Here is a 10,628-nt window from a genome sequence, read left to right as displayed (position 1 = left end):
AATTTCTTAAAATATTCTGTATTATTAGTTTTGGTCATCTTTTTTTACCTCCATTTTTATTTGCGTAAATTAGAGTTTACGATGACCATCCTTAAATCTCAAATTGCAAACAAAATTGTACACTACCGAACGACTCCTGTGTGGTTATTTAATAAAGTAGATTTAAAAAATGTAGCAACTATCGTTGGAAGTTTTTATAGGGATTTTGATATACAAGAAGTGGGAGAAGATGAAGTACCAGTTATTGGAGAAGGTGGTGAGTTTGCAATGATTTCTGGTAAAACAGGTGCTAATGCAAAGGAGCTTAATGGAATTCTTGGTGATCCTAAGACATACCAGAAAGAAGAATGTGAGTATAAAGGGATTAGGTTTTTATTAAGACGCAAAGGAACTAATGCTGTCTGGGCTTTAAAAATAAATAAATTAGAAGATGTTGCAAAGGCATTAGATAGAAGATTAGATAGATTCCCTGTTTATTTATTATCAGAAGTTGGGACTTCTGAATTTTGTGTTTCACAATCTGATAAAGTTTTTCAAAGTATCAGAAGTTGGAGTGTTGCAGCTAGACAGTTAAATGCATTGTTAGGAAATCCAATAGAGGCAGTGCAAGATGAAAAGAAATTGGATAGAATAAGTTTTTACTTAAGAAGAAACAGAAATTATCCAGTATGGGTAACATCTAAGGATAATTTAGTAGCAGTAGCAAGAATTTTAGGGAGAGAATTAAGGGATTAATTTTTATCTAAAAAGCTCTGTAGTATCTGTGTAGCTTCAAGAGCATCTTTAATTTGTCTTTGTTTTTTTTGATTTACGCCTTGTGCGGTAAGCTGTTTGCCTACAAACGAAGAGGTTAGTCGTTCATCTTGAAAATGAATAGGGATAGTTACATGTTTTTCCAGTTCAGTTTTAAAAAGTTTAACGAGTCCAGTCATAGCTGTTTCATTGCCTTTTAATGCTCTTGGTAGTCCAAGTACAATTGATTCAATATTCTCTTCTTCAAGAATTTCTTTTATTTTAGCCATTGCCTTTTCTGGCTCTATTTTGCCATAAGGAAAGGCAATAGATTTAAATGGATCAGATAAAGCTATCCCAATATATTTTGTGCCGTAGTCCAATCCCAATATTTTCATGATTATAGTTTATCATAATTATGAATTTTCTTTGTATTCAATTGACCGAACAATGTCTGAGTTTGTATAAAATTGCAGGAATTTCGAAATCATTTAACGACAATGTCTTAGGATAGTTTTGTGGCGCAATGCTCCCGCAGGCTGAAAGTTTTATATTGAAAATAGTCACAAATCACAGGGTGATGAGAAATTACCCTCCGCCTAAGGCGGATAATGCAGTGAGTTTGCGTAGGGACGAGGGGGTTAATAAGGGGCGCGTAGCCCCTTATTGAAAAGAATCAAAAAGTTTACTTTTAAATATAAAATAGATTCCTGCCTGCGCGGGAATGACTAAAAAAAGAAATTTGATCAAGCAAAAAATGAAGAGATTAACAGGTGCTAGAACCCAGTGTAAATTTAAGATAGGTCGTTGCTTTTTTGATTGCTTTTGGCAGCATGGATTCGCCTTCTCCAGAACCTTGAGCAAGGTCTGCTTTACCTCCACCTTTTCCCTTAATAATAGGAGTGATTTCTTTTATTAAATTTCCAGCATTAAAGAGATTTTCGGGAATACCAGGCGTACTTTTGACAATAATTTGTATTTTATTTGTTTTAGTATTATTTATGAAGATACAGACAATACCATTTATTGTGTTTTGAACTTTATCTGCAAGCGCTTTCAAATCTATTTTTAAATCTTCAGCAATGTCTATTTTAGAAACAAAAGCTGTTAGTGCAGCAAAGCTGATTTTTTCAGATTCTTTGCTGGAGAGTATTTGTTCAACAAGCATATTTTCAGTCATTTTGGAGTTGGTTTTTTTAAGTTCATCAAGTTCAGCTTGAATGTCTGCAATCTTTTGTTCAATTTGTTCAGCAGGTAGTTTATATTTAGCTGAAATGTTTTTTACAACTTTTAAGTTATTATTAATGTAATCAAGTGCATATGTTCCAGTAAGCGCTTCAATTCTTCTGACACCGCTGCTAATAGAAGCTTCAGAAGTAATTTTGAACAGCCCTATATCTCCAGTTCTTTCAACGTGCGTTCCTCCACATAGTTCCTTGGAATCACCCATTGTTACTACTCTCACCTCATCGCTATATTTTTCTGTAAATAATGCAACAGCACCACTATCTAGCGCTTCTTGTAAACTAAGCGTGCAGAAGTCTACTAGATGGTTCGCCAGAATGCTCTCATTGACTAGACTTTCGGTTTCTTTGATTTGTTCATCTGTGAGAGCCTTTGGTGTAGTAAAGTCGAACCTAAGCCTTTCTGGTGCAACCATTGATCCGGCTTGAGCAATGTGTTTACCCATAACTATTTTAAGGGCATTTTGTAAAAGGTGTGTGGCACTATGGTTTCTAGCCATTTCTGTTTTGTCTTTTTCGTCTTTGGCAATAATGGCTTCTCCACCAATTGGTTTTTCTCCTTCTTTATAGAAAGTAGAATTTTCTCTGGAACGTTCTTTTTGTTCTTCCATAAGTTTTTCGAAACCAACAATATCAATTTTTACGTTATTTTTTCTCGCCAAATCTTGAGTAAGTTCTAACGGGAAACCATAGGTATCAAATAATTTAAAGGCATGTTCACCTGAGATAGCATGATGTTCGGCGATAACTTCTTTTATAAGTTCAAGTCCATATTCTAATGTTTTAGAAAAGTTAGCTTCTTCTGTGGAAATTATTTCATGTATCATTTTTTTGTTTTGTTGCAGTTCTTTATAAAAGGAACCATATTCATCAATAACAATATCTGCTAATTTAGTCAGGAAGTGCGTTGTTATTCCAATCTGTTTGCCATGCAAAATAGCTCTACGTAATATTTTTTTCAAGACGTAACCACGTCCATCATTTCCGGGGAAAACATTGTCAGCAATCATAAAAGTAATAGCTCTAATGTGGTCTGCTATTACTTGTGTCGACTCTCTGTTTTGATTAGTCGCAAGGCTGTTTATTCTATCTATGATTGGGGTAAAAAGGTCTGTTTCAAAATTAGAGCTAACATTTTGGATAACAGTAGTTATTCTTTCAAGTCCCATGCCAGTATCAATATTTTTTTTAGGTAGTGGAGTTAGTTTGCCCTTCGCATCTTTGTTATATTGCATAAAAACAAGATTCCAAATCTCAAGGAACCTGTTGCAATCGCATCCTGGAGCGCAATTGGCTTTGTCAGGGCAATTATCATCGACCCCTGTATCATAATATATTTCAGAACATGGGCCACAAGGGCCAACTGGTCCTGCTTCCCAGAAGTTATGTTCTGCTCCTAGTCTGAAGATTCTAGACTCATCGACTCCAGCTTCTGTTTTCCATAAACTAGCGGCTTCTTCGTCCTCTTTAAACACAGAGATAGATAGTTTTTCTTTGCTAATTCCCATTTCTGTAGTTAGAAATTCCCAAGCAAAATTAATGGCATCTTTTTTGAAATAATCTCCAAAAGAAAAATTGCCTAACATTTCAAAAAAAGTATGGTGTCTGGGAGTTTTCCCAACATTATTCAAGTCATTTGTTCTAATGCATTTTTGACAAGAAGTTGCTCTGGAGTAGGGTGCTTCTTTTTTACCTAGGAAATATGGCTTAAAAGGCACCATCCCTGCAATAGTTAATAACAAGGTTGGGTCAGAAGGTACAAGTGATGCACTTTCTTGGAACTTGTGTCCTTTGCTTATGAAAAAATCTAAATATTTTTGCCTAATAGTAGAGGCTTTGATCATTATTCCTTAGATTTCTTATTTTTGGTAAATAATTCCATTGGAGCTTTTTTAATTAAATTTACCCAAAAAGAGATGGTTGATACTATTGTTAATTTATTAGCTATTTCTTCCCATAAACTTACACATTTGATAGCTGAAACAGTTAAAGTAATAAGTAGAACTAATAAAATAATAGTTAAGATGTTAATGATTAGTTGGCTAAGTAAAGTTGCAAATATCATTTTATTTCTCCTTTTTGGCTTTTACGTTGTCAATTTTGTCAGAAATGTTTTGAGAAACATTTTCAATCATGTCTTCAATTTGTAGTTTGGTTTTAACTATCAAATCCTCTGCTGTTTCTTTTGTTTTTTCAATAACTTCTTTGTTGTCATCAAGAGCTTTTTTAATGAAATCTCTTGTTTCCTTGCCACTTTTTGGTGCATATACTAAGGCAATAAGTGCTCCAGATAATGCTCCTAGAATAAAATATAGTCCTTTGTTTGATTGATTGTTCATTTTTACTACTCCTTTACATGTTAATTACTTGAATTTATTGTACCTCGAAGGTAGGCACAGAGCAAGTATCAGTTGCTCCCTCAGTCACCTTCGGTGACAGCTCCCTCCATGAGGGAGCTATGGTTATTGGCTATTAGTGGCATAAACATTCTTTCTTAATTAAGGGGATATCATAAAGTGATAGGTGGGCGTTATAATAGTTGTTTTATTAGACAACGTCCTATTGATAGTTATATAGTTGATTTTTATTGTTCAAAGCATGGTTTAGTTGTTGAGGTTGATTGTAGCCACCATTATATTGATGATTATCTCGAATATGATGAGATAAGAACAACGATTTTTGAAGTATTAGATTTGAGTATCTTGAGGTTTAGTAATTTAGAGATTAATAATAATATTGATAGTGTTTGCAGTAAAATAACTGATTATATATTAACTAAAGAAAAGTCTCCCTCATTGAGGGGGATGTCAGCACCAGCTGACAGGGGGAGTTTATGAGGCTATTAGCTACATTTTGGTATCTATACATATCTTTACTGGAATTACTTTTTGTAATTCCTAGGCCGAAGCTATGGCGTTTTTATTTTTACTTTAGTTTAGAGTATTTTTTCTTTTCACCTTATTACTATGCAGACAAAAAAGCCGATGATGATTATATTTTTGGATTTACGCCAATGTTTAGTTTCAACACAATTTTTAAGAAAGCTAAGGCATATTATTATCAGAAAACGGAATATCCTTTAGCTTTTTGTGATGCTGGTTGTGGTGATGGCAGAGGAGTTTTTTTAGTTAATCAACTACATTGTAGACCCAGCTGTGGTATGGAAATTAATAAGAAATTTATTCATAAAATTATGCTGATTAAGTCTTTCATTAAGGGTAATTTGCTTATAATTGGGGACGATATGTTTAATTCAGAATTTCTAGGATATGGTATAATTTTTATTACTTGGACAACGTTTAAAGGTGAGACTGAAAAAAGTCTTATTTCTAAGCTTGAAAAGGAAGTAATGCAGAATGCAATAGTTGTGACTTTGAGTTATCCGATTAATTCGGATTGTTTTGAGTTACTGGAAAAGAAACGACTATTAGTTTCTTGGGGAAAGTCAGATGCATACTTTCATAGAAAGGTTAAATAATGAAAATTGGGTTGTACAAAAAAGTCAGTAAAGCATATACACAGCAGGATATTGAACAAATAAAGAATCTAGTTATTTCTATTGGTTATGAATATGTAGATATAAGTGAAAATAGAGAAAAAGTAGATATTATTTTAGTTTTAGGCGGGGATGGTACGATTCTTCAGGCAGCAATGATAGCTTTAGAAATGGATGCTCCAATGCTTTGTGTTAGCTGTGGTTATTTAGGTTTTCTTGCAGAAGTAGGCATGAATGGTTTGGGCGATGCGTTGAAAAAATTGAAAAAAGAAGAATTCTTTTATGACGACAGAAATTTACTTAGCGTTAAAAGTGGTGACAAAGAATATCTTTGCTTAAACGAGGTTGTTGTAAAAGGAGATGCGTTTAAGCTTGTTGATTTAGACGTTTATTTGAATGACAATTTTTTATCTTCTTATAAAACTGATGGAGTAATTGTCGCTAGCTCAACTGGTTCAACTGCTTATAATCTTTCAGCTGGAGGACCAATTATTTTCCCTGACACAGAAGCAATAATTATAACTCCAGTTTGTTCACATAGTTTAACAATCAGACCATTGGTCGTTTCTGCTAAAGATAAGATTAAGATTATGGCTACTGATTCTAATTGTGCTTTTTCGGTTGACGGAAATCCAGAAGTTAGGGGAGATAAACTGATTGTTCAGGTAGAGTTTTCTAGAAAGAAAGTTCGTTTCATTAGATTTGACAAGTATAGCTTTATTAAAGGTTTACAAAATAAATTAAACTGGAGTGGTAAGTTTAGTAAGTCGCATGATAAAGAAGCTTAGGATACTCAATTATCTTTTTATAAAAGATCAAAAAATAGAATTTAATCCTGGAATGAATGTTTTTATTGGTGAGTCAGGAGTTGGGAAAAGTCTGATTGCTAATATACTAATGATACCCGAGAAAAAGGCAAAAAAAGACATGGTAGGCAAATGGGGCGAAGAAGCCGTTCTCGAGCTAGAGATAGAAAGAAGCAGTAATTTACATAATGTTAAATTTGTAATATCTGATAAAGTCACTTTTTATCTTGATGATGAAATAGTGACGCAAAAAAGGATGAGAGAATTTTGGCACGAAGTAGTTGATGTGCATTCACAGGGTAATTATCAATTATTATATGATTCTCAGCTTGAAATAATCGATTCTTTTATGACTGATAAAGAAAAAGTTGTTAAACAAAAATATTTAGAAAAATATTTAGATTATGATAAAAAAAGAGCCGAAATAAAAGAATTGCAGGCAGTGTTAATATCCGAGGCCGACAAAGAGCTGTTTACTTATCATCTAACAGAGATTAATAAAGTTTCCCCTAAATTAAATGAGGATAATGAGCTGTTTGTAACGTTAAAACAAATAAAAAATCGTTTAGATTTAGAGAGGTCAGTTACTACGGTAAGGCAGGGATTAGAGAAAGCAGGAGAAGGGTTACAGAAGGCAGTCTTAGAAGCTGACAAAATGTTTAATGCCGGATTGTTGGGCAAAGAGCTTGTGGAAAAGATGAACGAAGCATTTGCAATGCAGGAAGATATTTTGTGGCAGGTAACTAAGTCAACAAACAGGGATAGAGTTGAAGATATTGGAGATATTGAAGAGCGACTTTCAGCTTTAGAAAATTTGAAAACTAAGTTTAGAAGAAGTTTAGAAGAAGTTATTGTATATCAAGAAAAGATCAAAGATCAGCTGGACAATAGAGATTATTATCAAGCTAGGATGAAAAAGAAAGAAAGCGAGCTTCAAGCAGAAAAGTTACAGCTAGTGCCGCTTGCTCAGGAACTTACTGATACCAGAAAGATAGTATTAGATAGAGTTCTTTCCGAAATAGGCGAATCATTAAGAATGTTAAAGTTAGATAAGACAGAACTTTCTTATTCTTTAAAGAAAAAAGAAGCTTATGATAGCTTGGGTAATGACGAGTTAGAGCTTTTCATTAAGGTAAATGTTGGGTCTAGTTTTGTAAGCCTAACAGAACTTTCGGGAGGTGAGACATCGCGAGTGCTTCTCGCTTTTAAGTCAGTATTACTTAAGATTTCACCAATTTCCGTATACGCCTTTGATGAGATAGATAGTGGCGTTAGTGGTGATATCGCCTTTAAGGTTATGGAGGTTATGCGCAAGATGTCTTTGTTAAGACAGTTAATAGTTGTCACTCATTCACCAATGATAGCTGTAAACGCAGATGTCCTTTTTAAAATAAAGAAAAAATTTATGACGAATCAAACAATTATTGATGTCGAGAAGCATGTTGAGCAAGAAGATATCTTTCGTGAAGTTTCTGTTTTGGTGACTGATAGGTCGTCAGAGGAAGCACAAGCTTATGTGCGTTCTTTAGTTAGAAAACGTTGACTATGAGAGATGTATGGAAATACAATTAGAGTTAGAGGGTAATTATGAACAGTAAAAAAGAATCTATGCTAAATGATGAAAAAAACGACGAACTGTTGCAGTTTGTAACTTTTTTTATAGGTGAAGAATTATATGGCGTTGATATTTATAAAGTTAGAGAAGTCATTAAATTAATAGACATAACAACTGTTCCCAGAAGTAATGAGTATGTAGTCGGTGTAATTAATTTAAGGGGACAAGTTATCCCAGTCATTGACTTAAGGTTGAGATTATCCTTGTTAGCTCGTGAATTTGATAAGCATACACGAATAATAATTTCAGAAGTAAAAGGTAAGAATGTTGGCATGATTGTTGATAGGATGAATAAGGTTGAGAGGGTGCAAGAAAGTAAGATGAAAAAGGAGACCAATGTTATCTCAAGTATAGATTCTGATTTTGTCGATAGAATAGGTAAAATCGGAGATAATATTATGGTTGTTATTGATCTAGAGTTATTGTTTGGGAAAATGTAGTGTTTGACCGACAGTATTTTGAAAATAGAGAAATTCGAGAATTAAAACCATACGCAATTTATGCAAAGAACTCATTGGGTCGTCATTTTTCTGAGGAGCAAGACGAGCAAAGGACTTGTTTTCAGAGGGATAGAGACAGAATAGTCCATTCAAAAGCATTCCGTAGACTTAAACATAAAACACAGGTATTTGTTTCACATGAGAATGACCATTTTAGAACAAGATTAACTCATACGCTTGAGGTTTGCCAGATAGCTAGACATCTTGCTCGAGTTCTTGGGGGTAATGAAGATTTGGTTGAATCCATCGCACTTGCTCATGATTTAGGACATACACCTTTTGGTCATGCTGGTGAAGAAATGTTAGATGAGTTGTTGGTTAATCATGGAGGGTTTGAGCATAATAATCAGAGTAAGCGAGTAGTAGAGCTGTTAGAAAATAAATATCCCTTATTTCTGGGGCTTAATTTGACAGTAGAACTTTTGGAAGGGCTGATGAAGCATCACACACCTTTTGATAATCCACAGAATCTTGCTGAAGAAGACTTGATCCACCCATCTATGGAGGCACAGATAGTCAATTTGGCAGACCAGTTGGCGTATATTAATCATGACTTGGATGATGGCTTGGCCTCTGGGATATTAGACCATGATGAGCTGACAGCCGAAGTTGAGCTATGGAGAGAAGCGCAAATAGTAAACGAACATAAATTTACCAATCTGAGTGATGAACAAAAACGGTTCTTAAACGTTCGTTATTTAATAAATGTTATGATTCGAGAATCTTTAGAAAATAGCGAGAAACTTATTTCAGGTTTTAATATACAAACATTGGAAGACGTTTATCGTTGTGACAGGATTTTGATTGATTATACAAACGAGTTCAAGTCTAAACTAAAAATTATGCAAAAGTATTTATATGATAAATTTTATTCTGACTATAGGGTTTTACAAATGTCTTTTAAAGGGAAAAACGTGATAAAAGAGTTATTTCATTATTATTTAGCAAATAGTCAGGATTTGCCTGAGGAGATGAGAAAAAAAATTGGTTCAGAAGGCTTCTCTTTGCATAGGGTTATCGCCGACCACATTGCTTTGATGACAGATAATTATGTTCTCTCAGAGCACTCTCGGCTTGTCTTAGGTTGTTGATTTAGACTTTTCAAAACTTTCTTTCAGTTTCATTGTGTCTCCAATAATGTCTGAGATATTTTTTTGCATTTGAGCAATTTTTTGTTTTTGAGCTAGCTCTTCTTTCATTTTTAAAGTATCGCCAACGATATTCTTGATAGATTCTTTAAGCTTTTCACGATCGATGTTCTCAATACCCTTGTTGTCTTTGTCTATTAAATTTGCTTCTTTTAGTTTTGCTAAGAGTTTTGCTTTTGCTTCATCTTTAACCCCTTTGAGGCTTAAATCTTTACTAGTAATGGATGTTTTGTTTTTAATAGAGGTAGTGATTGCATCTATGGTCGCCTCAATGTAATAAGCATAACAAATGGTTGTTATTTTTGCAGAAAGTTTGGCTAGTTGTTTGTGTTGTGCTTTTGTCAGTTTACCACTACTTTGTTGGGATAGTTGTTCAAAAAATTTTGTACCTAAATATTCCTTGTTTCTTAAGGACATTAGCGTATTTAAAGAACATCCAGCAACAACATTTTCATCAGAAACTAGTAGAAGAGAAATGATTGATTCATCGGCTTGTGGCTTGGAGTCAGGCGCTAGTCTATTCATTAAGGCAATCTTTTTGGCATTAGATAGATTTTCAGGTGCATAAAACTTAAAAGAAGTTTTAATAGTTAAGGCATCAACATAGGGGAGGATGTTGTTTAGTACTTTTTCAGAATGAGCACTGATATCTTGATAGTTTTTAATTAAAAATTCAACTTTTTTACTTTTATCAATTTTATTGAAGGCGCTAAGGTCATTATTTAGAATTTTTGTGCAAAGACTTTGATATTCTTCCTCAGACATAAAATCTTCGGTATTAAAATTTTCATCAACAGAAGATTCTAGCTTCATCATTAATAATTTTTCTTTCATTATTTGTTGTTCAGGAGTTTGTGTGGTTACCGTATTTCTTAGTTGCTTAGAAACGTTGACAGAGTCTTCTGTCTCTTTTTCATTATATTCTTGGGTTACCTTAATGTTCCTTAAGGTTTTTGTGTTAATTTTTAAGTCAACATCTTCGCCAACTTTGGCATTGATTTGTGATTGATTAATTCCAGTATTTTCTATAGTCATTTTGTGTTTTTGCCTTTCATTCTTTGTTAAACTTTCCCTTTTCCAGTGTCTA

At 33.7% G+C, this 10,628-nt stretch carries 12 protein-coding genes; 7 read left to right on the top strand and 5 right to left on the bottom strand.

What is annotated here, in order from left to right; translation table 11 throughout:
• The coding region (locus PHF25_07305) for a hypothetical protein (GenBank protein ID MDD4527822.1) at positions 1-735 on the top strand (735 nt) is incomplete at its 5' end.
• On the opposite strand, the gene ruvX is transcribed toward PHF25_07305, so the two are convergent.
• The 4 genes from ruvX to PHF25_07285 all read right to left on the bottom strand — a co-directional run bounded on the left by ruvX (position 732) and on the right by PHF25_07285 (position 4,315).
• Positions 732-1,130, bottom strand: a complete 399-nt coding sequence (gene ruvX / locus PHF25_07300) for a Holliday junction resolvase RuvX (protein MDD4527821.1) — start codon at positions 1,128-1,130, stop codon at positions 732-734. The genes PHF25_07305 and ruvX overlap by 4 nt on opposite strands.
• Positions 1,131-1,498: 368 nt before the next feature.
• Positions 1,499-3,820 carry an alanine--tRNA ligase gene (alaS, locus tag PHF25_07295; protein ID MDD4527820.1) on the bottom strand — a complete coding sequence of 774 codons (2,322 nt, stop codon included), beginning with the start codon at positions 3,818-3,820 and terminating at the stop codon, positions 1,499-1,501.
• The gene (locus PHF25_07290) at positions 3,820-4,041 is read right to left on the bottom strand and encodes a hypothetical protein (GenBank protein ID MDD4527819.1); all 222 of its coding nucleotides are present in this window, start codon (positions 4,039-4,041) and stop codon (positions 3,820-3,822) included. Before PHF25_07290 ends, alaS begins: the two co-directional genes overlap by 1 nt.
• 1 nt (position 4,042) lies before the next feature.
• Complete coding sequence (locus PHF25_07285; GenBank protein MDD4527818.1) at positions 4,043-4,315, bottom strand: YtxH domain-containing protein; 273 nt, start codon at positions 4,313-4,315, stop codon at positions 4,043-4,045.
• A 177-nt stretch (positions 4,316-4,492) separates the two neighbouring features.
• On the opposite strand from PHF25_07285, the gene PHF25_07280 reads away from it, so the two are divergent.
• The 6 genes from PHF25_07280 to PHF25_07255 are packed head-to-tail and all read left to right on the top strand — an operon-like array spanning position 4,493 to position 9,484.
• On the top strand, positions 4,493-4,813 hold the full coding sequence (locus PHF25_07280) for an endonuclease domain-containing protein (protein ID MDD4527817.1): 321 nt from the start codon (positions 4,493-4,495) through the stop codon (positions 4,811-4,813).
• Entirely contained in the window at positions 4,810-5,454 is a 645-nt protein-coding gene (locus tag PHF25_07275; GenBank protein MDD4527816.1) for a hypothetical protein, read from the top strand. The genes PHF25_07280 and PHF25_07275 overlap by 4 nt, the downstream gene beginning before the upstream one ends.
• A complete protein-coding gene (locus PHF25_07270) occupies positions 5,454-6,260 on the top strand; it encodes an NAD(+)/NADH kinase (GenBank protein MDD4527815.1) in 807 nt (268 codons plus the stop codon). The genes PHF25_07275 and PHF25_07270 overlap by 1 nt, the downstream gene beginning before the upstream one ends.
• Complete coding sequence (locus PHF25_07265; GenBank protein ID MDD4527814.1) at positions 6,244-7,821, top strand: hypothetical protein; 1,578 nt, start codon at positions 6,244-6,246, stop codon at positions 7,819-7,821. Before PHF25_07270 ends, PHF25_07265 begins: the two co-directional genes overlap by 17 nt.
• A gap of 44 nt (positions 7,822-7,865) precedes the next feature.
• The gene (locus PHF25_07260; GenBank protein ID MDD4527813.1) at positions 7,866-8,333 is read left to right on the top strand and encodes a chemotaxis protein CheW; all 468 of its coding nucleotides are present in this window, start codon (positions 7,866-7,868) and stop codon (positions 8,331-8,333) included.
• Positions 8,333-9,484: a deoxyguanosinetriphosphate triphosphohydrolase gene (locus PHF25_07255; GenBank protein MDD4527812.1), complete on the top strand. Its 1,152-nt coding sequence runs from the start codon at positions 8,333-8,335 to the stop codon at positions 9,482-9,484. The genes PHF25_07260 and PHF25_07255 overlap by 1 nt, the downstream gene beginning before the upstream one ends.
• On the opposite strand, the gene PHF25_07250 is transcribed toward PHF25_07255, so the two are convergent.
• On the bottom strand, positions 9,473-10,628 hold a 1,156-nt coding region (locus PHF25_07250; GenBank protein MDD4527811.1), incomplete at its 5' end, for a hypothetical protein. The genes PHF25_07255 and PHF25_07250 overlap by 12 nt on opposite strands.

It is taken from the genome of Candidatus Margulisiibacteriota bacterium (assembly GCA_028706105.1).
Classification (GTDB): Bacteria; Margulisbacteria; Riflemargulisbacteria; order GWF2-35-9; family DYQY01; genus DYQY01.
Note: the sequence above shows the minus strand (reverse complement) of the source record. Positions and strands in the feature narration are given on the sequence as shown.